This window comes from Pauljensenia sp. 27098_8_83, from assembly GCF_041432695.1.
GTDB lineage: Bacteria > Actinomycetota > Actinomycetes > Actinomycetales > Actinomycetaceae > Pauljensenia.
The window spans coordinates 1-24,308 of record NZ_JAPWAD010000005.1; the positions used below are offsets into that span (position 1 = coordinate 1).

Annotated in this window: 18 protein-coding genes; 10 read left to right on the forward strand and 8 right to left on the reverse strand. The window is 66.3% G+C overall.

Annotated elements, in window-relative coordinates; genetic code table 11:
* Nucleotides 1-623 precede the first annotated feature (623 nt).
* The gene (locus O3656_RS03105) at nucleotides 624-1,613 is read right to left on the reverse strand and encodes a malate dehydrogenase (RefSeq protein ID WP_009057671.1); all 990 of its coding nucleotides are present in this window, start codon (nucleotides 1,611-1,613) and stop codon (nucleotides 624-626) included.
* A 200-nt stretch (nucleotides 1,614-1,813) separates the two neighbouring features.
* Here O3656_RS03105 and O3656_RS03110 point away from each other — a divergent pair, with 200 nt between their 5' ends.
* Nucleotides 1,814-2,845 carry a cation diffusion facilitator family transporter gene (locus O3656_RS03110; protein ID WP_500062594.1) on the forward strand — a complete coding sequence of 344 codons (1,032 nt, stop codon included), beginning with the start codon at nucleotides 1,814-1,816 and terminating at the stop codon, nucleotides 2,843-2,845.
* Nucleotides 2,846-2,965: 120 nt separating this feature from the next.
* Here O3656_RS03110 and pgi read toward each other — a convergent pair whose 3' ends face one another.
* The 4 genes from pgi to O3656_RS03130 form a co-directional block, all read right to left on the reverse strand.
* The gene (gene pgi / locus O3656_RS03115; protein ID WP_500062595.1) at nucleotides 2,966-4,645 is read right to left on the reverse strand and encodes a glucose-6-phosphate isomerase; all 1,680 of its coding nucleotides are present in this window, start codon (nucleotides 4,643-4,645) and stop codon (nucleotides 2,966-2,968) included.
* 152 nt (nucleotides 4,646-4,797) lie between these two features.
* Nucleotides 4,798-7,053 carry a 6-phosphofructokinase gene (locus O3656_RS03120; RefSeq protein ID WP_500062596.1) on the reverse strand — a complete coding sequence of 752 codons (2,256 nt, stop codon included), beginning with the start codon at nucleotides 7,051-7,053 and terminating at the stop codon, nucleotides 4,798-4,800.
* Nucleotides 7,054-7,224: 171 nt separating this feature from the next.
* On the reverse strand, nucleotides 7,225-8,556 hold the full coding sequence (locus tag O3656_RS03125; RefSeq protein ID WP_500062597.1) for a dicarboxylate/amino acid:cation symporter: 1,332 nt from the start codon (nucleotides 8,554-8,556) through the stop codon (nucleotides 7,225-7,227).
* Between the two features lie 167 nt (nucleotides 8,557-8,723).
* The gene (locus tag O3656_RS03130; protein ID WP_048674694.1) at nucleotides 8,724-8,993 is read right to left on the reverse strand and encodes a hypothetical protein; all 270 of its coding nucleotides are present in this window, start codon (nucleotides 8,991-8,993) and stop codon (nucleotides 8,724-8,726) included.
* 225 nt (nucleotides 8,994-9,218) lie between these two features.
* Between O3656_RS03130 and pta the strand changes: the two genes are divergently transcribed.
* From pta to O3656_RS03145, 3 genes are all read left to right on the forward strand, one after another.
* On the forward strand, nucleotides 9,219-10,697 hold the full coding sequence (pta, locus tag O3656_RS03135) for a phosphate acetyltransferase (RefSeq protein ID WP_500062598.1): 1,479 nt from the start codon (nucleotides 9,219-9,221) through the stop codon (nucleotides 10,695-10,697).
* 96 nt (nucleotides 10,698-10,793) lie between these two features.
* On the forward strand, nucleotides 10,794-11,993 hold the full coding sequence (locus O3656_RS03140) for an acetate/propionate family kinase (RefSeq protein ID WP_500062599.1): 1,200 nt from the start codon (nucleotides 10,794-10,796) through the stop codon (nucleotides 11,991-11,993).
* Nucleotides 11,994-12,630: 637 nt separating this feature from the next.
* Nucleotides 12,631-13,386, forward strand: a complete 756-nt coding sequence (locus tag O3656_RS03145) for an NAD-dependent protein deacylase (protein ID WP_500062600.1) — start codon at nucleotides 12,631-12,633, stop codon at nucleotides 13,384-13,386.
* 240 nt (nucleotides 13,387-13,626) lie between these two features.
* On the opposite strand, the gene O3656_RS03150 is transcribed toward O3656_RS03145, so the two are convergent.
* The 3 genes from O3656_RS03150 to O3656_RS03160 form a co-directional block, all read right to left on the reverse strand.
* Nucleotides 13,627-14,577: a DUF3800 domain-containing protein gene (locus tag O3656_RS03150; protein ID WP_500062601.1), complete on the reverse strand. Its 951-nt coding sequence runs from the start codon at nucleotides 14,575-14,577 to the stop codon at nucleotides 13,627-13,629.
* A 154-nt stretch (nucleotides 14,578-14,731) separates the two neighbouring features.
* On the reverse strand, nucleotides 14,732-15,634 hold the full coding sequence (locus O3656_RS03155; RefSeq protein WP_500062602.1) for an NAD(+)/NADH kinase: 903 nt from the start codon (nucleotides 15,632-15,634) through the stop codon (nucleotides 14,732-14,734).
* A gap of 2 nt (nucleotides 15,635-15,636) precedes the next feature.
* Entirely contained in the window at nucleotides 15,637-16,647 is a 1,011-nt protein-coding gene (locus O3656_RS03160) for an SPFH domain-containing protein (RefSeq protein WP_500062603.1), read from the reverse strand.
* Nucleotides 16,648-16,747: 100 nt separating this feature from the next.
* Here O3656_RS03160 and O3656_RS03165 point away from each other — a divergent pair, with 100 nt between their 5' ends.
* The 6 genes from O3656_RS03165 to O3656_RS03190 all read left to right on the forward strand — a co-directional run bounded on the left by O3656_RS03165 (nucleotide 16,748) and on the right by O3656_RS03190 (nucleotide 24,205).
* Entirely contained in the window at nucleotides 16,748-17,497 is a 750-nt protein-coding gene (locus O3656_RS03165) for an NUDIX hydrolase (protein WP_500062604.1), read from the forward strand.
* Between the two features lie 21 nt (nucleotides 17,498-17,518).
* Nucleotides 17,519-19,600: an NAD(+) synthase gene (locus O3656_RS03170; protein ID WP_500062605.1), complete on the forward strand. Its 2,082-nt coding sequence runs from the start codon at nucleotides 17,519-17,521 to the stop codon at nucleotides 19,598-19,600.
* A gap of 673 nt (nucleotides 19,601-20,273) precedes the next feature.
* Nucleotides 20,274-21,287: a siderophore ABC transporter substrate-binding protein gene (locus O3656_RS03175; protein WP_500062606.1), complete on the forward strand. Its 1,014-nt coding sequence runs from the start codon at nucleotides 20,274-20,276 to the stop codon at nucleotides 21,285-21,287.
* Between the two features lie 58 nt (nucleotides 21,288-21,345).
* On the forward strand, nucleotides 21,346-22,371 hold the full coding sequence (locus O3656_RS03180; protein WP_500062607.1) for an ABC transporter permease: 1,026 nt from the start codon (nucleotides 21,346-21,348) through the stop codon (nucleotides 22,369-22,371).
* Nucleotides 22,368-23,453 carry an iron chelate uptake ABC transporter family permease subunit gene (locus tag O3656_RS03185; RefSeq protein WP_500062608.1) on the forward strand — a complete coding sequence of 362 codons (1,086 nt, stop codon included), beginning with the start codon at nucleotides 22,368-22,370 and terminating at the stop codon, nucleotides 23,451-23,453. Before O3656_RS03180 ends, O3656_RS03185 begins: the two co-directional genes overlap by 4 nt.
* Entirely contained in the window at nucleotides 23,450-24,205 is a 756-nt protein-coding gene (locus O3656_RS03190) for an iron ABC transporter ATP-binding protein (protein ID WP_500062609.1), read from the forward strand. The genes O3656_RS03185 and O3656_RS03190 overlap by 4 nt, the downstream gene beginning before the upstream one ends.
* The last annotated feature ends 103 nt before the right edge of the window (nucleotides 24,206-24,308 follow it).

Below are 24,308 nucleotides of genomic sequence, written 5' to 3' on the forward strand. Positions count from 1 at the left end.
CTCGAGTCCTTCGGATTCCGCGAGTGCGGAACCATCACAGTTGCCAACGGTACGCAGCGCGTCGCCTACGACTGGATCAAAGAGGCGCTTCACGGCAGCACCCCGGCTAGCTCCACAACACGCTAGACTCTCACCCGTAAGCACTTACCCAACAATCTCGCATGCAATTCCCTACAGACACTGGTCCACAACGCCTCAGAAACCGCATGATTTCAACGTTCCGGTTTCAAAATCTGAAATACTGTCGTGGGAATTGCATGCGACTTTTCCTGTGCTACACCCAATAGGGGGTGTTGCACCCGATCAGAACGGGTGCAACACCCGTCGACAGGGTGCGCAACCCGAACAGCGACAAGCTCTTTCGCGAAAGCGCACCACCGGCACAGCAGACACCTCGGCCAGGCCCGGCACCATGCGCCAGAGCCGGCCCGGAGCCGCACACATGGCCGCCCACCAAGGCACCACGACCTCGCCACACTCGCCGACGAACCCCGCAACAACCCCGCACGTGGGTGTACGCCAAGCCCACACCCGAACACACGGCCCCGCACACACGCGGGCGCGCGCCCGGCCAATCAGCCGGGCGCGCGCCCTTCCCACCAACCGCCACGAGGGCGGTAGCCTCACTTGATGAAGCCGAGCGCCTTGACGGCGTCGTACTCTTCCTGCAGGGCCTTGATGTTGTGGTCGATTCCGGCGCGGGTCGCGTCGGAGATCTCGAGGCCGTCGACGACCTGCCACTCGCCACCATCGGAGGTGACGGGGAAGCCGAAGTTCAGGCCGGCGGGGACGCCGTAGTGCGTGCCGTCGGACATGACACCGGCGGTGACCCACTCGCCCTCGGGGGTGCCGTGGATCCACGAGTACATGTGGTCGATCGCGGCGTTCGCGGCGGAGGCGGCCGAGGAGGCGCCGCGCGCCTCGATGATGGCGGCGCCACGCTTGGCGACGGTGGGACGGTAGTAGCTGGACAGCCACTCTTCGTCCACCAGCTCGGTCGCGGGCTTGCCGGCGACCTTCGCGAAGGAGACGTCCGGGTACTGGTCGGCCGAGTGGTTACCCCACACGACGACGTCCTTGATGTCGGCGTTCGCGGCGCCAGTCTTGTGCGCCAGCTGCGCGATCGCACGGTTGTGGTCGAGGCGCATCATCGCGGTGAAGCGCGACGCGGGGACGTCCGGCGCAGCGTTCTGGGCGATGGTGGCGTTGGTATTCGCGGGGTTGCCCACGACGAGGACGCGCACGTCGTCGGCGGCACCGTCGTTGATGGCCTTGCCCTGGGGGCCGAAGATGCCCGCGTTGGCCTCGAGCAGGTCGGCGCGCTCCATGCCCTTGCGGCGCGGCATGGCACCCACCAGGTACGCGACGTTGGTGCCCTGGAATGCACGGTTGACGTCGTCGAAGATCTCAACGCCGGCCAGGGTCGGGAACGCACAGTCGTCGAGCTCCATGGCGGTGCCCTCGGCGGCCTTGACGGCCTGGGGGATCTCCAGCAGGTTCAGCTTGACGGGCACGTCCGGGCCGAACAGCTGGCCGGAAGCAATGCGGAACAGGAGGGCGTAGCCGATGTTGCCGGCTGCGCCAGTGACGGTGACGATACGAGGTTCTGCCATGATTGGCGCTCCTTTACAGTTCCTGTGGGCGTGTGCCCTTCAGTCGCGGTGTTCTCCGCGCTCTGCCCCTAGGATACGTCGTCGGTCACAGTTCGACCCGGGCACCCAGTCCCAAGACGAGACAGCCGAACAGTGATCTGCAACATACACATTAGGTTAGCTCTCCCGCACTCATGCCGCCCCGCCGTAGAGTAGGGCATATGTCCGACACCAACCCCACCGCCCCGCACGAGCACGCACCCTCCCGGATCCCGGCCCCTGCCTCGTCCCATATTGACGAGGCCGTGGCGCACTCCCACGAGCACGCGCACTTCGCGGGCGGCGGGCATGGCGGCCACGGCCACGATCACTCCCACGCGGGGGCCTCGGCCAAGCGCTTGGGGTGGGCGCTCGCGGTGACAGGGGCCGTCGTCATCGCGGAGTTGCTCGGCGCCTTCTGGTCGGGGTCCTTGTCGCTGGCGGCGGACGCGGGACACATGGTTGTCGACGCGTCCGGCTTGGTCGTCGCCCTCATCGCGGCTCGCCTGACGCGCCTTCCGCGCGACGAGAAGCACACGTGGGGGTGGGCGCGCTCCGAGGTCCTGGCCGCCGCGCTGCAAGCCGGCATGCTCCTCATTATCAGCGTGATGGTCGCGTGGGAGGCAGCCTGGCGCCTCGTCTCTCCCCCGCCCGTCGAGGCCGGCCCGATGCTTCTCGTCGGCGTCATCGGCCTGCTCGCGAACGTCGTCTCTCTGGCGATCCTGGCTGGCGGGCGCGACGCGAACCTGAACATGAAGGCAGCATTCCTGGAGGTCGCGAACGACGCGCTCGGCTCCCTGGCGGTGATCCTGGCGGCAGGCGCAGAGTGGGCATTCGGGTGGGCGCGCGCGGACGCGATCGCGTCGCTGCTCATCGCGGTCCTCATGGCTCCACGCGCGCTGTCCCTCCTGAAGCGCTCCCTCGCGATCCTCATGGAACAGACCCCCGCCAGCGTCGATGTCACCAAGCTGCGCGCGCACATGATGGGCGTCGACGGCGTGCTGGGCGTGCACGACCTGCACGTGGTGGCCGTCTCCTCCCACCTCGTGACTGTCACCGCGCACGTGACTGTCACGCACGAGGCCGACGGGCCTTCGCGCGACCGCATCATCCACGAACTCGGCGAATGCGCGTGCCACCACTTCCCCATTGCCCACTCCACGTTCCAGCTCGAATGCCCCGAGCACGCGAGCCACGAGCACATGGAGCACTAACCGCCACCTCGTCCCCACAAACAGCGAGGCGGAGGGAGCTACACGCTCCCACCACCTCCCCCAGATACACGTCGGGGGCCACGCCAGCCGGCGCGGCCCCCGAGCTCAGCTCAGATGAGACTACTTCGTGCGATTCGCGCGGTAGTACTCGATGAGAGCGCGGGTGGACTGATCCTGCGCGTCCAAGGCCTCGGACGAGCCCTCGATGGCGGGGAGGATCTGCTTGGCCAGGACCTTGCCCAGCTCAACGCCCCACTGGTCGAAGGAGTCGATACCCCACACGGCACCCTCCACGAAGGTGATGTGCTCGTACAGGGCGATCAGCTGGCCCAGGACCGACGGGGTCAGGGCGGGGGCCATGATCGAGGTCGTGGGACGGTTGCCGGTGAACACGCGAGCGGAGACGATGGCCTCGGGCGTGCCCTCGGCGCGCACCTCCTCGCTGGTCTTACCGAAAGCCAGGGCCTTCGTCTGGGCGAAGAAGTTCGACAGGAACAGCTCGTGCATGTCGGCGTCGCCATCGCCCAGCGCCCACGTCGGGTTCGCAAACGCGATGAAGTCGGCGGGAACCATGCGGGTGCCCTGGTGGATCAGCTGGTAGAAAGCATGCTGGCCGTTGGTGCCGGGCTCGCCCCAGAAGACCTCGCCGGTCTCATAGGTGACGGGGCTGCCGTCGCGGCGCACGGACTTGCCGTTGGACTCCATGGTCAGCTGCTGCAGGTACGCGGGGAAGCGGTGCAGGTACTGGGAGTAGGGCAGGACGGCGTGCGTGTCGGCACCCAGGAAGTTCGAGTACCACACGTTGAGCAGGCCCATGAGGAGGGGCACGTTCTTCTCGGGCGCGGTCTCGGCGAAGTGGCGGTCCATCGCGTTAAAGCCGGCGAGGAAGTCGGCGAAGCCCTCGGGGCCGATCGCGACGGCCAGGGAGGTACCGACCGCGGAATCCACGGAGTAGCGGCCACCCACCCAGCTCCAGAAGCCGAAGGCGTTGGCCGGGTCGATGCCGAACTCGGCGACCTTGTCCAGGGCGGTGGACACGGCGACGAAGTGCTTGGCGATCGCCTCCTTCTCGGAGGCCTCGTCGGTGACGATGCCGCGCTCACGCAGACCGTCCAGCAGCCAGGCGCGCACGACCTTGGCGTTCGTGATGGTCTCGAGCGTCGTGAAGGTCTTGGAGGCCACGATCACGAGGGTCGTCTCGGGGTCCAGGTCCTTCGTGGTCTCACCCGCGTCGGTGGGGTCAATGTTGGAGATAAAGCGGCACTCCAGGCCCTCCTGCACGTAGGGCTTGAGGGCCTCGTACGCCATGACGGGACCCAGGTCGGAGCCGCCGATGCCGACATTGACGACGGTCTTGACGGGCTTGCCGGTGATGCCCACCCACTCGCCGGAGCGGACGCGGCGGGCGAAGGCGTAGACCTTCTCCAGGACCTCGTGCACGTCGGCGATCGCGTCCTGGCCGTCGACCGTCAGGGAGTCGGTCGCGGGGCGGCGCAGCGCGGTGTGCAGGACGGCGCGGTCCTCGGTGACGTTAATGTGCTCGCCCGCGAACATGCGGTCGCGCAGCTCCAGGACACCGGTCTGCTCAGCGAGGGCGAGGAGGTGGCCCACCAGCGTGGGGCACACAAGGTTCTTCGACAGGTCGACATGCAGGTCGGCAGCATCGAAGGTGAAAGTCTGGGTGCGGTTGGGGTCATCCGCGAAAAGCTTGCGCAGATCGGGTTCAAAGTTGTCGGCCAGCTGGTCGAGCGTGTCCCACGCGGGGGTCATCGTCGGGTCGATCACGGGGATATCACTCATGGGGTCTCCTGACAGTAGAGATAGGTTCGCACTCTAGTTTAGCGGGGACTTGGCCCCTGGTCACCCCCGCTTCGCTCTCCTGAAACGACGAGGCCGTGGCCCGCTAGCACTCACGGAACCACGGCCTCGTACGCCGCGCGAATTCGGTCGAGTCAGGCGACCGGATCGTCGATGGGGATGGGCGTGGCCTCGATGCCCGGGTTCTGCAGCGACACGATGCGCTGGACGGGCACGAGGTCGAGCCACCACTGGTGGAAGGGACGACGATTCACCAGGTCGAGGTCGTCGAACATGTTCTTCACCGGGCGCGCCTCCATCACGGCGCCGACCTGGCCGATGTAGTAGGCACCGCGGTCGCCGCGCTCGAACTGGTCCACCAGCTGCTCGAAGGCTCGTGCCACGAGGCGCGTAGCGAGCAGGCGGTCGTACGGCGAGGGCGATCCGCCCTGCTGCATGTGGCCGAGAGCCTGGTGGCGCACGTCGTAGATCCCCTCCGACTCGGCGTTGAACACGTCGGCCAGGAACTCGCGGTCGTAGTACTGGGACGCCGACTCGTTGAGGAGGGTCAGGAACAGGCGCCTGCCGGACTTGAAGGAGGCGACCATCCGCTCAGCGTCCGCGGCGATCTGCTCGAGGGAGGGGGACTCCTCGTTGATGTACATGTACTCCGCGCCGCTGGACAGGGCGCTCATGAGTGTCAGGTAGCCGCAGCGGCGTCCCATCGTCTCGGCGATGAAGCAGCGCTTGGAGGCCGCCGCGCTCTCCTTGATGCGATCGATCGCCCAGGTCGCGTTGTTGATCGCCGTGTCCGTGCCAATCGCGAGCTCGCAGCCGGGCAGGTTGTTGTCGATCGAGGCGGGGATGAGCAGAATCGGGATCTGGAACGCCGGGTAGCGGTCCTTCTCCGAGGTGATCGCGTGGACGCCCAGGTAGGCGTTCATGCCGCCGATGACGAGGAGCGCGTCGATCTGGTTGCGCTCGATGGCGCGTCCCAGCGCGTAGAACTGCTCGACCGGCGGAATGTCACGCTTCGTGCCGAGCTCGGCACCGCCCTTGAAGGCCCAGCCTTCCACGTCGGACCAGCTCAGTTCACGCACGCGGTCATCCGCCAGTCCGCTCCACGAACCCTCCACGCCGAGCATCGTCCAGCCGCGGGCGATACCCAGGCGCACGGCCACGCGGGCCGCCGTGTTCATGCCGGGGGCCAGGCCGCCAGCGTGCAGGATCGCGACGCGCTGGGACTCGCCCGTCGGCTCGGGGGTGAGCTGCGGGGGCGTGGACAGGATCTGGTTGATGCCCACCATCGAGGAGAAGGACGATCCGCGCGAGGCCTGGGCAGCCGCGTAGTCGCCGGCAGCGATCAGGTCCTTGACCGCGCGCGTGTCGTGGACGGCCTTCATGAGGGGGACGCGCGTGATGCGGTTGCGGCGCACGCCCAGGATGACGGGCTCGTCCTCGGCCGTGGAGGCGAGGATCTCCTGGACGGCGGCGTAGCCCAGCAGCGTGGACATCCAACGGTCGTACGCCGACGGTGTACCGCCGCGCTGCACGTGGCCGAGGATCGTCACGCGCGCATCCTCACCGGTGCGCTCCTGGATCGTGTCCGCGATCAGCTGCGTGGACAGCTCGTTGCCGTCACGGTCGTGCGCGCCCTCTGCCACCAGGACGATGGACTCGCGGCGGCCGGCCTCGCGGCCGAGGCGCAGGTGCTCAGCCAGGTCGTCCTGCCAGCCAGGACCCGCCGGGTCCTCGGGCGTGAACACGTAGTCGGCGCCACCCGCGACAGCCGCCATGAGGGGCAGGTAGCCGCAGTGCCGACCCATGACCTCGACGACGAACGTGCGCTGGTGCGAGGCCGCCGTGCTGGTCAGCTGGTCGATGGCGTCCAGGATGCGGTGCAGCGCAGTGTCCGCACCAATCGTCATATCCGTGCCCACCATGTCGTTGTCGATCGAGCCAACGAGGCCGACGATGATGAGGGCGGGGTGAGCGGCCGCGGTCTCGGCCGAGATGACGCCCTCGGCGGCCAGCTCGGCGACGTGCTGCGCCCACTCGCCGCGGAACTCGTTCGTACCCGACAGGGAACCATCGCCACCGATCACCGCGAGGTGATCGATGCCGTGCTCAAGCAGGTTCGCGGCCGCGCGGTGCCGGCCCTCGTACGTGCGGAAGTCCGCGCTGCGGGCCGTGCCGATCACCGTGCCGCCCTCAGCGAGGATCGAGGACACGTCCGACCATTCCATCTTCTTAATGGAATCGCCGCCCGTGCAGGCCCCCTGCCAGCCTTCATAGATCGCGTAGGGCTGCGCGCCACGCGCCAGCGCCGTGCGCACAACGGCGCGAACGGCCGCGTTCATTCCCTGGGCGTCACCGCCCGACGTGAGGACACCGATACGAACTGTGCTCATTTTTCTGCCATCTTTCGTTGACGGAGCGGGCCGCGAAGCCCGGTGTGCCTATCATGTTCCATTCTACGTGGCCTGCGCCTCCACCACTAGGGCCTAACTCCCATTTACCGAGGAAACGACAAGCGCGCGCCCGCCGAGGCGGCGGGCGCGCGCGAGCACAATCACAACAAACTAGGCGACCGTTTCGCTGCTATTGCGGGCAGCCGACTCCGCCAGCTCCTCGGGGCTCACAACGCCCTCAACGGACACACGGTCCAGGTAGGCCATGCCATCAAACGCCAACTCGCGAGCATTCTCCGGGTCACCCTCGTTGCCGATCGAACCGTGGGCCATACGGTCGACGATGAGCGCGATCGCGCCATCGCCCGTCACGTTTGTGGCGGTACCGAAGGAGTCCAGCGCAATGTAGGTGGCGATCATCAGCGCGACCTGCGCGTCGTTGAAGCCCAGCATCGAGCTCAGCAGGCCCGTGGCCGCCATGATGGCGCCGCCGGGAACACCGGGGGCCGCGACCATCGTGATGCCCAGCATGAAGATGAAGCCCACCCACTGCAGGGAGGAAACCGTCAGGCCCTGCGTCAGGACGATGGCGAACGCGAAAGAGAAGATCTTCGAGGTCGAGCCAGCCAGGTGGATCGTCGCGCACAGCGGAATCGTGAAGGACGCAACCGCGTCGGACACGCCGTTCTTCTTCGTCTGACGCAGGGTCACCGGGATGGTGGCCGCGGACGAGGAGGTGCCCAGAGCCGTCAGGTAGGCCGGCATCATCGTAACGATGGCCTTGAAGGGGTTACGACGCGCGACGAGGCCCGCGAAGCAGAACTGGGTCAGCAGAATGACGACCTCGAGGACCAGGACCACGACGACGACGCGCAGCAGCGTACGAATAACCGAGGCGGCTTCGCCCGTGTAGGTCAGGTTCAGGAAGATACCGAAGATGTGCAGCGGCAGCAGCGGAATAATAATCGTCTCGATGAGGCGCGTGATGATGGCGCGGAACTCGATGAAGCCCTTGCGCAGCACGCCGCGCGGCACCATCGACAGGCCCAGGCCCACCACGAAGGACAGGAGCAGCGCCGTCATCACCTGCAGCGGCGCAGGCATCTCGATCGTGAAGTAGGACTCCAGGGCGCTGCCCGGCTCGGCCACATCGGCCAGCTGCGTCGAGGCGAGGAGGCGCGGGAACAGGGACGCACACACCAGGTAGGTCAGGAAGCCCGAGAACAGCGTCGACGCGTAGGCGATCGCCGTCGTAATACCCAACCACTTACCCGCGCCGCGACCCAGATCCGCGATCGCGGGGGTCACGAGGCCGATAATGATCAGCGGGATCGAGAAGGACAGGAACTGGCTGAAAATAGCCGAGAAGGTCGCAAAGATACGGCCAATCTCAACGGGAACCAGGTGGTTATCGCCGATACGGACGGATCCGAGGACGGTCGCAAGGACGATCGCAGCGATCACCCACACGAGGATTCCGGATTTACGCATGAACGCGCGCATGTCTTTCACCTTGAAAATAGGGATGATGGGTCACGCCTAGCATGCCCGAACTTTACGCATTCTTGAAGCGGTAGCCAGGATACGGGATAGATGCGGCGCAAATCACGTGGCCGACAGAGCGCAACGACGAGGCCATCCACCCCTCGCGCGGGCCACACTCTGCGGATTTAACGCACCGCGAGCGTCGACACGTACGGCGCGAACCACCAAATAATCGCGGCGAGAATCACGTACACCGCGACATCCATGAGACGCGCGCGCGACGCAAACCACGGGCGCCCCGGCGTCCACAGGCGCAGCGCCCCCATCCCGACGAGCACAGCGACCATCAGCATGACCGCACGGTGACGGTGATCCGTCACGGCCAGCGCTATCACGCCGAGCACCCCCACCGCACTGAGGGCAGCGCCAAGCCACGCACCCACTCGTGCGCGCATGGTCTTCTCCTCGTCGTTCACGCCCCCTACCCTAGCGCACGAGCACACCCGGCCATACGATCGCTCACATCTACCCCTCCGCCTCAGCCCCGGCCTCGTGCCGCACAGAACCGACCCCGGCATCGTCCGAACGAAGGAATAGGACTCAGAGGGCGCGCGGGTTTAGTATTAGTCCAAAGGTCCCTGAGACCAGCAGCATATTTCTCGCATCAAAGGAGCATTCGAGTGTCCCGCTTTATTGTCGTTGCCCCCGGTTCGTCGGAGGCCGCCGCCCTCGCCACTGACGAGCTGGCCCGCGTTCTCGGCGTCACCACGGTCGACGCCCTGGCCGGCACGACGGCCACCGACGCCGCCCTGCGTCCCGCCTCCGCCCTGCCCGCCGTGGTCGAAGCCGTGCGCGCCGCCGGTGACGACGCGCTCATCTCCCCCGCCCGCGAGGCCTCGAACCGCGCCTTCGACCACGTCGCCTGGAACCTGAACCTCGCCGCCGCCACGCGCGCCGGCGTCGTCCTCGCCTTCGACGCCGAGGGCGCCAGCGCCGAGCTGCTGACCGAAGAGATCGCCGCCGCCCGCCTGCGCGCCGAGGCCGCCGCCGCTTCCGTCGTCGCCGTCGTCCTGACCGGTGGCGCCCCCGCGCTCGAGGCCGACGTCCCCGTTCTCACCCTGCCCCTCGGCGAGGACGCCGCCGCCACGCTGCGCGAGGCCCCCACCCCCACCGCCGTCACGCCGCTCGCCTTCCAGGCCGACCTCATCGAGCGTGCCCGCGCCGACCGCAAGCGCATCGTCCTGCCCGAGCCCGACGACGACCGCGTCCTGCAGGCCGCCGCCCAGGTCCTCGCCGCCGGCATCGCCGACATCACCTTCGTGGGCGACGCCGACTACGTCGCCAAGCGCGCCGGCGAACTCGGCCTCGACCTGAGCGCCGCCCAGGTCGTCTCCGTGGGCGACCCCGCATACCTCGAGCGCTACGCCGAAGAATTCGCACGCCTGCGCGCCAAGAAGGGCGTCACCCTCGAACAGGCCCGCGAGAAGGTCACCGACGTGTCCTACTTCGGCACCATGATGGTCCACATGGGCGACGCCGACGGCATGGTCTCGGGCGCCGCCCACACGACCGCGCACACGATCGTCCCCTCCTTCCAGATCATCAAGACCGCCCCCGGCGTCTCCGTCGTCTCCTCCATCTTCCTCATGGCGATGAAGGACCGCGTGTGGGCATTCGGTGACTGCGCCGTCAACCCCAACCCCACGCCCGAGCAGCTCGCCGACATCGCCGTGACCTCCGCGCGCACCGCCGCCCAGTTCGGCGTCACCCCGCGCGTCGCCATGCTCTCCTACTCCACCGGCACCTCCGGATCCGGCCCCGACGTTGACGCCGTCGTCGAAGCCACCCGCCTCGCCCGCGAGAAGGCCCCCGAGCTGGCCATCGAAGGCCCCATCCAGTTCGACGCGGCCGTCGACGCGGCCGTCGCCTCCAAGAAGCTGCCCGGCTCCGACGTCGCCGGCAAGGCCACCGTCTTCGTCTTCCCCTCGCTGGAAGCCGGAAACATCGGCTACAAGGCCGTCCAGCGTTCCTCCGGCGCGCTCGCCGTCGGCCCGGTCCTGCAGGGCCTCAACAAGCCCGTCAACGACCTGTCGCGCGGTGCCCTCGTCGAAGACATCGTCAACACCGTCGCCCTGACCGCCGTCCAGGCCCAGGGCTGAACGGGAACGAGCCCCCGGGGTCCGGTTACCATTAAACGTAAACGGGCCCCGGCCTCGTCCTTTATCCCCCAACCCCACAACACGAAAGGCGAACGCGTGACCTCGTCCTCCGTTCTCGTCATTAACTCCGGCTCCTCCTCCATCAAGTACCAGCTCGTCGACCCCGAAACCGGCGACGCCATCGCCAAGGGCATCGTCGAGCGCATCGGTGACACCACCGGCCTCATCAAGCATGAGCACGGCGACGCCGTCACCACCGAAGAGCTCCCGGTTCCCGACCACACCGTCGGTATGCGTGAAGTCCTGCGCCTCTTCGACACGGAGGGTCCGTCGCTGGCTGATGCGAACGTCGTCGCCATCGGCCACCGCATCGTTCAGGGCGGCCGCTACTTCGACGGCCCGGCCCTCATCACCGACGAGGTCCGCAACCTGATCGAAGAACTGTGCCCGCTGGCTCCGCTGCACAACCCCGCCCACCTCAAGGGCATCGACGTGGCGCGTGAGCTCATGCCCGACGTCCCCCACGTCGCCGTCTTCGACACCGCGTTCTTCCAGCAGCTGCCCGACAAGGCCGCCCTGTACGCCCTCGAGACCGAGACCGCCGAGAAGTACTCGGTGCGTCGCTACGGTGCCCACGGCACCTCCCACCAGTTCGTCTCCCAGGAAATCTCCACAATGCTGGGCCGCGACGACCTCAAGCAGATCGTCCTGCACCTGGGCAACGGCGCGTCCGCCTCCGCTGTCAAGAACGGCAAGCCGATCGACACCTCCATGGGCCTGACCCCCCTCGAGGGCCTCATGATGGGCACCCGCACCGGCGACATCGACCCCGCCGTCGTGTTCCACCTGCAGCGCGTCGCCGGCATGACCGTCGACGAGGTCGACACCCTCTTCAACAAGAAGTCCGGCATGAAGGGCATGACCGGCGAGTCCGACATGCGCTCCGTGTGGGAGGTCATCAACAATACCTCCGACCCCGAGGCTTCCCGGCGCGCCCGTACCGCCATGGACGTGTACATCAACCGCCTGCTGAAGTACGTGGGCTCCTACGCCGCTGAGCTCGGCGGCCTGGACGTCATCACCTTCACCGCCGGTATCGGCGAGAACGACGACGACGTGCGCCGCGAGCTGGCCGAGGCCCTCGCCCCCTTCGGCGTCAAGATCGACGTCGAGGCCAACAAGGGCCGCGTCAAGGAGCCGCGCATCGTGTCCGCTCCCGACTCGGCCGTCACCCTCGTCGTCTACCCGACCAACGAGGAGCTGGCGATCGCCCGCCAGGCGCTGACCTTCGCCTGATCGGTTTTTCCGCACGAGGCCGGGGTTCCCACGTGGGGCCCCGGCCTCGGGCGTATCCACGTCCACTATTGACTGCACGCCAACACACCGACTACGATCAGAAGTGGTAACGGCGAGCAAGTCCTCGCAGAGTGCCGATCCGCGGGCCCACGAGCGCACACGTTGCGCCGTGGGTCTTTGCGTCTCTCAGTGAGGGGAAACATGCTCATCGCTTACATCGACGAAGTTGGCGAGGCCGGGGTTCCCCCGTGGTGCCCCGGCCTTTCGGCGTTAGAGGCAGACAGCGTTGGGTGCGAAGCGTTGTGCCACTGTGCTGGATGGGGAGAATTGGTCGCGAAGGCGGTTGTGGCCCAGGTGCGGGGCGTTGGGCCCGGGTGCGGGGCGTTGCTCCGCGCCCCTGCTTGTCAGATGCTGCTTGTGGATAGGAACGGCGCATCTGGATAGGAAACGACATATCCGGATAGGTTAATAACCTATCCGGATGCCCATAACCTATCCGGATGCACGCAACCTATCCAGATGTCGGGAGTACCCCTCATGTCGGGAGAGGCTCCCAGCAACATGACTCGTCCTGTGAGCCAGGGGCGCGCGGGCTCCGGGCGTATCCTGAGAGAGTAGTCATCCCGAGGAGGGCCTCATGAACAGCGACGTTTCCACCCTGGCGGACTGGATCGCTCAGTCACCGTCGACCGTGTTTTTCGGCGGCGCAGGCGTCTCGACCGAGTCCGGGATCCCCGATTTTCGCGGGGCGAACGGCTTCTACTTCCAGGAACGCGAGATCCCCCTCGAAACGGTCCTGAGCATCGACTTCTTTGAGCGGCATCCACAGGCATACTGGGAGTGGTTCCACGAGATCTACCATCCGGTGGAGCCCAACGGCGCGCACAGGGCACTGGCGTCTCTGGAGGCCGCGGGACACCTCGACGCTGTCATCACGCAGAACATTGACGGCCTGCACCAGCGGGCCGGATCCCGCACCGTGTGGGAGCTGCACGGCAACTGGGAGCGGCTCGTGTGCACGCAGTGTGGGGCGGTCGCAGCGTTGCGCGATGCCGTCACCGTCGACGGGGACCCGGTGCCCGCGTGCCCATCGTGCGGCGGGCAGATGCGCCCGGACATCGTCATGTACGGCGAATCCCTCGACGAGGCCGTCATCGAGGCCGCCGTGTCAGCCATCGCGCGGGCGTCCACGCTGATCGTGGCTGGCACGTCCCTCGTGGTGTACCCGGCAGCTGGCCTCATCAACTACTTCTCCGGGGACCACCTGGTTCTCATGAACGCCACCCCGACCTCGGCCGATGCCCGCGCCGACCTGATTGTTCGCGAGCCGGTGGGTGCCACACTCGATCGCGTCATGGACCAGCTGCGCGCGGAGGGTGTTCTGCCCGCGTAGGGCTTGGAGCGCGCGGGATTCGCTCACAGGCCACGGCCCCAACGCACAGGTGCCACCTCCCCTGCGCACATGCGGATAGGTTGCGCACATGCGGATAGGTTGCGCACATGCGGATAGGTTGTGCGCATATGGATAGGTTGTGCGCATCCGGATAGCTTATTTTCCTATCCGCATCTTCATAACCTATCCGGATGTTCGTAACCTATCCGGATGTTCGTCCCCTACCCGAGAACCGGAGGACTACTGCGTCATACCACTGGCGCGAGCAACCGCTAGTATTCCTGCCTTTGCTTCTTCCATCCGGATCCGATCCTCGGGGCTCAGCCTCTGGCTGATCGACATCGCAAGGGCGGGACGTTCTCTTGCGAAGATATCCGAGTTGTGAAGCTCGCGAACCCCGCCCCGTGAATGAGAGAAGTATAGTTTTGACTCAATCGTCAGCTTCGAACGCGTCAAGTCCTCGAAAGCCGTCGGGACCCAGCTAAATGGGCTGTCTTCGATGAGCTGGTATTCGAAGGCACGCCTCACGGCCGCCGCTACCCAGTCAGCAAATTGAACGTTTGCGCTCAGCTTAGAATCAACATGCATCGTTGATTCGATGAGCCGTCGCATCTCACCGTGGTCTGGATCCGCTGTACGGTTAAAGACATGGGCATATGAGTTCTGTACTTGTACGACCCGTTCTTTTTCGTTTTCAGTGTCCATGATGACAATCAGGTTTTCCCCGTGACGCTCCGCGTACGTGCAGAGCCTATTGAGAGCTTGATGGAGACAGCCCCACTTAAACTCAAGGAGTCCCTGCTTCTGAAGCCGAGAGTCTTTCCCCCACCTTTCTGTGGCAGTGCCCAGCGGTTTCTCTTCGCCATAGAAGAACAGACGTCCGCCACGGGCGCAGAGGAACCGTACGAGTTCGCGAAAACCTTCGATTGGACGCCGATAGCTGTCCCATGCCACCGGGGTGAAGATATCAGAGCCTTTCCTCTCCCAGGTCCCAGCCGTCGCTTCAATCGGGATCAGATGAGCAAAGAGCCTCCGCTTCTTCTCAGTGAAGCACTGCGACATCGCTCGCACATGGTCACTCGGGATCACGAAACCCGCATATCCAAAAGCTGGTGACCCGTTGTAATTCTTATGTGTTTTACTAACGAACGCTCCCGCCTCGGCAACTTCGTCGAGATAAGCAACCAGCATCTGGCCTCCTTTGGCTAGATAGACGGAAACCCACACCGCGAGGGCGTGGGTTTTCGATGTGGCACTCTGAGCACTAGCCCCGTTACCGATTCCAATGCTACCTTCACAGGCTGCTTACTGTCCAGCAGTTCCTCAGAGTCTGCTGATGTCAGGATTACCCCTCCAGGCCAGCGGGATCAACGAGGGCGAGGGCGCGCGGGGCGCGAGAGATCCGCACGCGTTGCCCCCAGGTGAGGGTCAGGCGGTCTGACTCCATGCCGTCGCCGAAGAGCACGAGGGATTCGGAGCCAACGACGAGGCTGAGATCCTCGCCGTCGTCCAGGAGGCCCTCGGTGTGCTCGACTCCGGTGTAGGGCGAGGGCCACGCCTCGCGCACGAACCACGCGAGCGAGCGCGAGGTCGGGGCGGGCAGCTCCCCCATGTGGCGGCCGCGTTTGAGGGAGGCGCCCCACCCGGTCGCCCCGGTGCCCGTGGAGACGACGACACCGGAGGAGGATTGGCGCTCGACGGATGAGCCCACGGACAGCTCGTAGCGGGCGCTCTGGTGACTGTGATGCCCGATAAAAACCTCGTTGAGGGCTGTGAGCGTGCGCGAGTCGTCGGCGCTCGCGCGCACCATCGTCAGCTGATCCACCCGCAGGTCCGCGCCCGCGTCGATGCGACCCAGGGCGGCGACCCCCTGGTCGGGCGTGCATCGCACGAGCACGCCTGCGTTGGACTGGGGCACCGAGTTGATGCCAACCACGGTCTGGTCGCCCGCGTACTTGGAGACGTTGGCGACCAGACCGTCGGGTCCCACGACGACAATGACATCCTCGGGGGCGAAGAGAAAACGCGAGAGGGAGTCGCGCTCCACGTCGGCGCTCGCCCACCCGTCCGGGATGCCTGCCCGCACGTGGGCCAGCGCGGACACGTGCGCCTCGTGAGCACATTCGACGGACTCGAGGGTGCGTCCACGCGAGCGCAGGACGAATTCGACCTGGCCGCGCGTGGAGTAGCGGTCCATGAGCTCGTCGAACTCGGTGGGGCGACGGACGATGACGGCGCGGCGACGCATGGTTACTTGCCTTCCTTCGCGTGACCGGTGAACGCCGAGACGAGGTCACTCAACACGTCGGCGGTAATGGTGATGTTTCCGAAGGACGGCATGTTCTTGGCCATTTCCTTCAGGGCGAGGGCGCGCGCCACTTCGGGGCCGGCCTCGGCGAGGGCCTGGATGTAGGCCGCGTCGTTGGCGATGCGTGCGCGGCCCGCGGTGTTCCAGTCGACCTCGTACGCCTTGGCTTTTTCAGTGATACGACGCGCTTCCGCTTCGACCTCAATAGCGTCCGCTGCAGCCTTCTCTTCGGCTTCGCGCCTGGCGTTATGACCTTCCTGATCGACAAGGTCGGCGCGCTTACGGGCCAGGTCGAGCTTGGATTGCATCTCGTTTGCAGAAATCTGGGACTCGCGTTCGACCGCGAGCGCCCGGCGCTCGTAGAGGGCGCGGTCGGCCTCGGCCTGGAGTTGCTCGAGGAGAGGGGCGCGCAGGGAGGATTCGACGCCCTCGTCCGGGCGCAGGCTCAGCAGGCGCGCGTCGACGACGGCAACGCCGGTGGCGCGCAGCTGCTCGTTCGCCGCGAAAGCCTGGGTCAGCACGCGGCCGACCCGATCGAGGGACCCGGCGATGGCGTCGGTCAACATCATCTCCCCAATCGCCGAGGCCAGGGCGGAGAACGCGATGCGGGTGACGGTTTCGTCGATCTGCCACAGTCCCTGTGCGTCCGCCCCGGCCTCGCGCGGGTAGAGCCCGAAGTCGTAGTGAGCGGCGGCGGCCTCGGCGTCCTCGATGTGGTAGGTGATGGCCACCTGCGCGTTGATGTTTTGCTGGTCGGAGGTCGTCGCCTGGACGAGGAAGCTGTGAGCGCGGTTGGCGGTGGGGACTTCCGCGAGCGCGCAGCGTCCGGCTCGTAGCCAGAAGGACTGGCCGACACCGGATCGGATGGTGCGTCCGGCGCGGATCTGGACGACATGGTCGCCGGCCCCGCCCTGGTAGCGGATGAAGAAGGGGTGGTGGTGAAGAGTTCCCATGATGGCTCCTTGGTTGGTGACCCACTTGTTTATGTCAGGATGACGATAACCCCATCAGGTATTTAATGTCAACTCGACGCAAATAGGGTAGGATGGCACCATGACACAGCCCCTCACCGTTCCCATTGCCGTCGACATCGTCGCCCTGACGGTCATCGACCACACCCTTCACGCCCTCGTCGTGCGTCGCGGCATCGAGCCCTTCAAGGACCACCTGGCCCTGCCCGGCGGCTTCCTGCGCGAGGGAGAACAAACCAAGGAGGCCGCAGCGCGCGAACTGGAGGAAGAAACCGGCATCACACCCCCTGGCCACCTCGAACAGCTGTGTACCTACGGGCCGCAGGGACGAGACCCCCGAGGGCCGGTCCTCTCGGTTGCCTACCTCCTCCTCGCCCCATCTTTTGCGCCGGCCCGCGCGGGAGGCGACGCCTCGGGAGCGCTCTGGTACCCCGTCGACGCCCTCCTTGCGCCCAATTCACCCCTCGCCTTCGACCACGCGAGCATCCTCGCGGACGGAGTCGAGCGCGCCCGCTCCAAGATCGAATACTCCCCCCTGGCCACGTCCTTCTGCGGCCCCGAATTCACGATCACACAGCTACGCACCACCTACGAGGCCATCTGGGGCTCGGCACTCGACCCGCGCAACTTCCACCGCAAAGCAACAAAGACAGCTTCCTTCATTGAGCCGACGGGCGGCACCGTGCGCGAAGGGGCAGGTCGCCCGGCTGCCCTCTACCGCCTCGTTCCCGGCGTCGACGACACCGCTTTCGTCCTCGATCCTCCCCTGCGCCGCCCGCCCGCCCCGGCCTCGTCACCGAAGAGCGCGAGCGCGCCGAGTACGCAAGAATAAGCCCAGTACCAAAGGAGAACTATGAACTTCCATTCCCTCTACGATCAGGGCTTTGCGCGCGTCGCCGCCGTGACCCTGCCCGCACACCCTGCCCGCCCCTTCGAGAACGCGTGCGAGATCATCGACGCGGCCCGCCAGCTCGATGCGCGCGGCGTCGCGATGGGTGTCTTCCCCGAACTGTGCGTCTCCGGATACGCTATCGACGACCTCCTCCTGCAGGACGTGCTCCTCGACAACGTCGAGAAGGCCCTCGCACAAATCGTCGAGGCCAGCGCCGACCTACTCCCCCTCCTCATCGTCGGCGCACCCCTGCGCAAGGACAACGCACTGTACAACTGCGCGGTCGCCATCCACCGCGGACGCGTCCTCGCGATCGTCCCCAAATCGCATCTGCCCAACTACCGCGAGTTCTACGAAAAGCGCCACTTCGTCACCATGCCCCCACGCGCCTGCGAGCGCATCGAAGTGCCATGGGGCGGCGTCGAAGAATTCAGCGGCGGCCCCGTGTGGGTCCCCTTCGGCCCAGTCCTCCTGTCCGCCGACGACGTGCCCGGACTGACCGTCGGCATCGAAGTCTGCGAGGACATGTGGGTGCCCGTCACCCCGTCCACGGAGCTGGCGCTCGCGGGCGCAACCGTCCTGGCAAACCTGTCCGCCTCCCCGATCACCGTCGGGCGCGGCGCGGACCGCGAGCTCATGGTGCGCTCGATCTCCTCGCGCTGCTGCGCGGCCTACGTGTACACGGCGGCCGGCATGGGTGAGTCCAGCACGGACCTCGCCTGGGATGGCGAAACCATGATTTACGAGGCCGGGGAACGCCTCGCGATCGGCGAGCGCTTCCAGGAGGGCGCGCACATCACGATCGCCGACGTGGACCTGGAGCGCCTGCGCACCGAACGCAAGCGCCAGAACTCATTCACGGACAACGCACAGCGCTACTTCGCAGGTGACGAGCGCATGGCCCCGCAGGAGGTCGAGTTTACGCTCGACCCGCCGCGCACCGACCTGGGCCTGGAGCGCTCCGTCAACCGCTTCCCCTTCGTCCCCAACGACCCGACACGCCTGGAGCAGGACTGCTACGAGGCCTACAACATTCAGGTGGCCGGCCTCGTGCAGCGCCTGCGAGCGATCGGCAACCCGAAGATCGTCATCGGCGTCTCGGGCGGCCTGGATTCGACGCACGCGCTGGTCGTGGCCTCCCGCGCGATGGACCTGCTGGGCCGTCCGCGCACGGACATCCTGTGCTACACGCTGCCCGGCTTCGCCACCTCCGAACGCACGAAGAAGAACGCGACCCGCCTGTGCGAGTACCTGGGCACCTCCTTCCAGGAGATCGACATCCGCCCGGCGGCCACGCAGATGCTCGCCGACATCGGTCACCCCTACGGCGAGGGCGAGGCCACCTACGACGTGACCTTTGAGAACGTCCAGGCGGGCCTGCGCACCGACTACCTGTTCCGCCTGGCCAACCACCTGGGTGGCATCGTGCTGGGCACGGGCGATCTGTCCGAGCTGGCGCTGGGCTGGTGCACGTACGGCGTGGGCGACCAGATGAGCCACTACGCGGTCAACACGGGCGTACCCAAGACCCTCATGCAGCACCTGATCCGCTGGGTCGTGGCCTCCAAGCAGTTCGACGAGCGCGTCGGCGAGGTCCTCCTGTCGATCCTGCACACCGAGATCTCCCCCGAGCTGGTTCCCACCAAGCCGGGCGAGAAGATGCAGTCCACGCAGGACAAGATCGGTCCCTACAACCTGCAGGACTTCACGCTGTACTACGTGCTGCGCCGCGGCGCGCGCCCGTCGAAGATCGCGTTCCTCGCGGAGAAGGCCTGGTCGGACGCTTCCACGGGCTCGTGGCCGGTCGGCTTCCCCGAGGAGGACAAGGTCGCGTACTCGCTGGACGAGATCGTCAAGTGGGAGCGCCTGTTCCTGTGGCGTTTCTTCAGCCAGCAGTTCAAGCGCAGCGCGCTGCCTAACGGCCCGAAGGTCATGGCCGGCGGCTCCCTGTCCCCGCGCGGGGATTGGCGCATGCCGTCGGACGTGTCGGGCGCGGATTGGGTCGCCGAGCTCGACGAGGCTGTGAAGGGCCTGGTCGACTGACCTAGCGTTTCGCTCAACCACACTGTTTCCTGGGGGCGGTGCTCACGCGAGCACCGCCCCCAATTCATCCCCTGCGATCAGCGCATCGTCATTCCCTGCGCTCAGTTCATCCCCAGCGATCAGCGGAGGTCACACCACGCGCCTCTCTCCAGCGCCGGTTCCCGCCCACACCAGACGCTCCGTGCCCACAATTTCGCATGCAATTCCCCAAACACATCACAACCATACAGAGCACAAACGTTGAAATTCCACCGTTTTTCAACGAGCTAATAAATATTAGGGAAACCAAATTGCATGCGAGATTTACGAAAAGCGTGAGCTTGGCAACAAATGTGCGCAGTCGGCGAGAGGGAGGCGCAGCCGGCGAGAGGGAGGCGCAGCCGGCGAGAGGGAGGCGCAGCCGGCGAGAGGGAGGCGCAGCCGGCGAGAGGGAGGCGCAGCCGGCGAGAGGGAGGCGCAGCCGGCGAGAGGGAGGCGCAGGCGGCGAGAGGGAGGCGCGGTCGACGGGGCCGCTGCCAACGAACGCGTGAACACGGGCCCCAACGGGGCAGCGCGAAACTATGTGCGTATTCACACGCACGAGGCTCAAAATGTCTGTATGGTTGGTTTGACAGTTAGGTAAGCCTTGCCTTCCCTATTTCAGCCCCAGCACAGATACCTCTACGGAGAAATGATGTCTCGTACGACCACCTCCCTGGCCGCCATCGCCGCCATCGCCGCCCTCGGACTGGCCGCATGTTCTTCCGGCACCACCACTTCTTCCTCCCAGTCCTCCGCTTCGCCGAGCGAGACCACGCAGGCCACCCAGGCCTCGTCCGTGAGCATCGACGCGAACGACGGTCCGGTCGAGATCAAGCTGCCCGTGACCCGCGCAGCCTCCCTTGACAACCGCACCTTCGAGGTGCTGCAGCAGTGGGACGTTCCGCTCGTCGCCGTCCCCAAGAAGCTGATCCCCTCCACCGTCACCGCCTACAACGGCGAGGACATCGCGGACGTGGGCATGCACCGCGACCCCAACCTGGAGGCCCTGGTCGCCGCGAACCCCGACCTGATCATCTCCGGTCAGCGCTTCTCCAAGTTCGACGCTCAGATCAAGGAACTCGCGCCCGACGTCCCGCTCATCAACCTCGAGCCGCGCGAAGGCAAGCCCTTCAACGAGGAGCTCATCCGCGAGGTCACGGACCTGGGTGAGATCTTCGGCAAGCAGGATGAGGCAAAGAAGCTCGTCGACGACTTCAACGCGTCGATCGAGCGCGCGAAGAAGGCCTACGATGGCTCCTCGACCGTCATGGCGGTTGACGTCTCCGGCGGCAACATCGGCTACGTGGCACCCGGCAAGGGCCGCACGTGGGGCCCGGTCTTCGACCTGCTCGGCCTGAAGCCGGCGCTCGAGGTCGAGGGTTCGACTGACTCGCACACCGGTGACGACATCTCCGTCGAAGCGATTGCGCAGGCCAACCCGGCGTGGATCTTCGTCCTCGACCGCGACGCCGCCATCACCAAGGACGGCTCCAACACGCCGGCCGAGACCGTCATCAACGACAACGCTGCGCTGCAGAACGTCGCTGCGCTGCAGAACAAGCACGTTCTGTACGCACCGAACGACACGTACACCAACGAGTCCATCATCACCTACACGGAGATCTTCAACTCCATCGCGGGCGCTTTCGAAGCTGCGAAGAAGTGACCCTCTGACACACAAGCGGGTGCCGCCCCTCGGGGCGGCACCCGCACCCCGTTTTCCTATGACACACTCCCCCACCACCGCCCCGCCCGCGGACGCGGCGCTCGAGCGAGAGGCCACCCCGGCCTCGTCGAAGCGTCGCCCCCTGGCGCTCGCCCTGGCCACGCTCGCCGTGGCTGCGCTCCTCGTCCTGTCACTCTCGACCGGCGAATACTCGATCCTGTCCCAGGACGACGGCTGGCAGATTTTCCTCGCCGTGCGCGTCCCGCGCACGATCGCGCTCGTCCTGTCGGGCGCCGCGATGTCGATGAGCGGCCTCGTCATGCAGCTGGTCACCCAGAACCGATTCGCCGAGCCCTCGACGACGGGCACGACCGAGTGGGCGGGCCTGGGTCTGCTCGTCATCATGATCGTGTGGCCCGGCGCCCCGATCCTGGTGCGCATGACCTGCGCGATCGTCTTCGCGTTCGTGGGCACGATGGTGTTTTTCGCCCTGCTGCGCCGCGTCTCGCTGCGTTCCTCGCTGCTCGTGCCGATCATGGGCATGATGCTCGGCGCGGTCGTCTCCGCGATCTCGACGTTCCTGGCCCTCGAGACGAACACCCTGCAGAGCGTGTCGGTGTGGTTCCAGGGGTCTTTCACGTCGGTGTACGAGGGCCAGTACGAGATCCTGTGGATCGTCGCCATCATCGTCGCAATTGTGTTCGTCATGGCGGATCGCCTGACGGCCGTGTCCCTCGGCGAGGACATAGCGGTGTCGCTTGGCGTCAACTATCACCGCATGATCCTCATCGCGACGGGGCTCGTGGCCGTGGCCACCGGCGTCGTCACCGTCGTCGTCGGATCGCTTCCCTTCCTGGGCCTCATCGTTCCCAACCTCGTGTCCATGTCGATGGGTGACAACCTGCGCACCAACCTGCCGTGGGTGTGCCTGGCGGGCATCGCGCTCGTGACGGTCACGGACCTCCTGGCGCGCACAATCATCTCCCCCTTCGAAATGCCCGTCTCGGTCATCCTCGGTGTTCTCGGCGCCTTCGTTTTCATTGCGCTCGTCCTACGCCAGGCCAGGAAGGGGGCCGTCCTGTGAACATCCTGTCCTCCTCCGCGACCCCCGAGGCCGTCTCCGCTTCCCCGGCCCCGGCCTCGTCCGCGCGCACGAAACGCCCCACCCGACGCACCGGCGCCTTCACCTCCCCGGCCGCACGGCGTCGCTGGTGGATCCTCTTCGGGCTCGTGTGCGCGGTCGCGATCCTCGCCTGCATCGGACTCATCGCCTGGAAGAACCCCGCACAGTTCGGCACCCCCGTGTTCTGGAGGCTCGCCCGCAGGCGCGCCTTCGCGGTCCTCGCGATCGCCATCGTGGCGGTGTGTCAGGGCATGGCGACGGTCGCCTTCCAGACGGTGGCGAACAACCGCATCATCACGCCCTCAATCCTCGGGTTTGAGTCCCTGTACCGGGCGATCCACACCTCCACGATCTTCTTCCTGGGCGTCGCCGGCCTGGGCGCGTCGGCGACCGTCGGGAACTTCGTCGGGCAGCTCGCCCTCATGATCGCCTTGACCCTCGTGCTGTATTCGTGGCTGCTCACCTCGCAGCGGGCCTCGATGCACGCGATGCTCCTCATCGGCGTCATGTTGGGCGCGGGCCTCGGGTCGATCTCCACCTTCATGCAGCGCCTCCTCACGCCCTCGGAGTTCGACGTACTGACCGCGCGCCTTTTCGGGTCGATCGCGAACGCCCAGAAGGAGTATTTCCCGATCGCGGTCCCGCTCGTCGCGGCTGCGGCCATCGCCCTCGTCGCCCTCACCCGCCAGCTGTCCGTGCTCTCGCTCGGCCGCGAGACGGCCACCAACCTGGGCCTGAACCACCGCCGCACGTCCGTGCTTGTCCTCGTCCTGGTGTCGATCCTCATGGCCACATCCACGGCCCTCGTGGGTCCCATGACGTTCCTCGGGTTCCTCGTGGCGACGCTGGCCTACCAGTTCTCGGACACGCACGATCACCGCTACATCTTCGCGATGTCCGTCGCCCTGGGCGCAGCGATCCTGGCCAGCGCGTACTTCGTCATGAATCACGTGTTCAACACGCAGGGCGTCGTCTCCATCATCATCGAGTTCGTCGGCGGACTCGCGTTCATCGTCACTATCTTGCGGAAGGGCCGCCTGTGATCTCCATCGATTCCGTCGTCAAGCAGTATTCGCCGTCGGTGCGCATCGGCGCGGTCTCCCTCGACATCCCCACGGGCGGCATCACGGCGCTCGTGGGCCCCAACGGCGCGGGCAAGTCCACGATCCTCACCATGATCGGGCGCCTCCTGGGCATCGACGAGGGCACGATCGAGGTCGGCGGCCTCAACGTGGCCACGACGAAGTCCTCCGAGCTGGCGCGCACCCTGTCGATCCTGCGCCAGGAGAACCACTTCATTTCGCGCCTCACGGTGCGCCAGCTGGTGGGTTTCGGGCGCTTCCCCCACTCGAAGGGACGCCTGAGCGCGCAGGATGAGACCATCATCGACCGCTACATCGGCTTCCTCGACCTGGAGGAGCTCGAAGGGCGCTACCTGGACCAGCTGTCGGGCGGCCAGCGGCAGCGCGCCTACGTCGCCATGGTGCTTGCCCAGGAGACGGAGTACGTCCTGCTAGACGAGCCCCTCAACAACCTGGACATCGCGCGCAGCGTCGAGATGATGCGCATGCTGGAGCGGGCGGCGCGCGAGTTTTCGCGCACGATCGTCATCGTCCTGCACGACATCAACTTCGCGGCGCGTTACGCCTCGCAAATCTGCGCGCTCAAGGACGGGAGGGTCGCCTTCATGGGCACCCCGGAGGAGATCATGCGCGACGAGGTCCTCACCGACATCTTCGATACCCCTGTCACCGTCGTACCGGGCCCCAACGGCCCGCTCGCCTGCTACTTCTAAGCGGGGCTGGCTCGGGCGCGCGGCTTGGCCGCCGCACGGTCACCGCGCCCCGCCCGCCTCAGCGGCGACGAGGCCGGGGCCGGGTAGAATAGGCGCGCGGCCC

What these genes read in the sequence shown, in the direction of transcription:
- O3656_RS03150 (WP_500062601.1), bottom strand. Translation starts at nt 14,577, where the DNA reads ATGCTGGTTGCTTATCTCGACGAAGTTGCCGAGGCGGGAGCGTTCGTT.
- O3656_RS03130 (WP_048674694.1), bottom strand. Translation starts at nt 8,993, where the DNA reads ATGCGCGCACGAGTGGGTGCGTGGCTTGGCGCTGCCCTCAGTGCGGTG.
- O3656_RS03120 (WP_500062596.1), bottom strand. Translation starts at nt 7,053, where the DNA reads ATGAGCACAGTTCGTATCGGTGTCCTCACGTCGGGCGGTGACGCCCAG.
- O3656_RS03125 (WP_500062597.1), bottom strand. Translation starts at nt 8,556, where the DNA reads ATGCGCGCGTTCATGCGTAAATCCGGAATCCTCGTGTGGGTGATCGCT.
- pgi (WP_500062595.1), bottom strand. Translation starts at nt 4,645, where the DNA reads ATGAGTGATATCCCCGTGATCGACCCGACGATGACCCCCGCGTGGGAC.
- O3656_RS03145 (WP_500062600.1), top strand. Translation starts at nt 12,631, where the DNA reads ATGAACAGCGACGTTTCCACCCTGGCGGACTGGATCGCTCAGTCACCG.
- O3656_RS03155 (WP_500062602.1), bottom strand. Translation starts at nt 15,634, where the DNA reads ATGCGTCGCCGCGCCGTCATCGTCCGTCGCCCCACCGAGTTCGACGAG.
- O3656_RS03170 (WP_500062605.1), top strand. Translation starts at nt 17,519, where the DNA reads ATGAACTTCCATTCCCTCTACGATCAGGGCTTTGCGCGCGTCGCCGCC.
- O3656_RS03165 (WP_500062604.1), top strand. Translation starts at nt 16,748, where the DNA reads ATGACACAGCCCCTCACCGTTCCCATTGCCGTCGACATCGTCGCCCTG.
- O3656_RS03180 (WP_500062607.1), top strand. Translation starts at nt 21,346, where the DNA reads ATGACACACTCCCCCACCACCGCCCCGCCCGCGGACGCGGCGCTCGAG.
- O3656_RS03110 (WP_500062594.1), top strand. Translation starts at nt 1,814, where the DNA reads ATGTCCGACACCAACCCCACCGCCCCGCACGAGCACGCACCCTCCCGG.
- O3656_RS03105 (WP_009057671.1), bottom strand. Translation starts at nt 1,613, where the DNA reads ATGGCAGAACCTCGTATCGTCACCGTCACTGGCGCAGCCGGCAACATC.
- O3656_RS03160 (WP_500062603.1), bottom strand. Translation starts at nt 16,647, where the DNA reads ATGGGAACTCTTCACCACCACCCCTTCTTCATCCGCTACCAGGGCGGG.
- O3656_RS03175 (WP_500062606.1), top strand. Translation starts at nt 20,274, where the DNA reads ATGTCTCGTACGACCACCTCCCTGGCCGCCATCGCCGCCATCGCCGCC.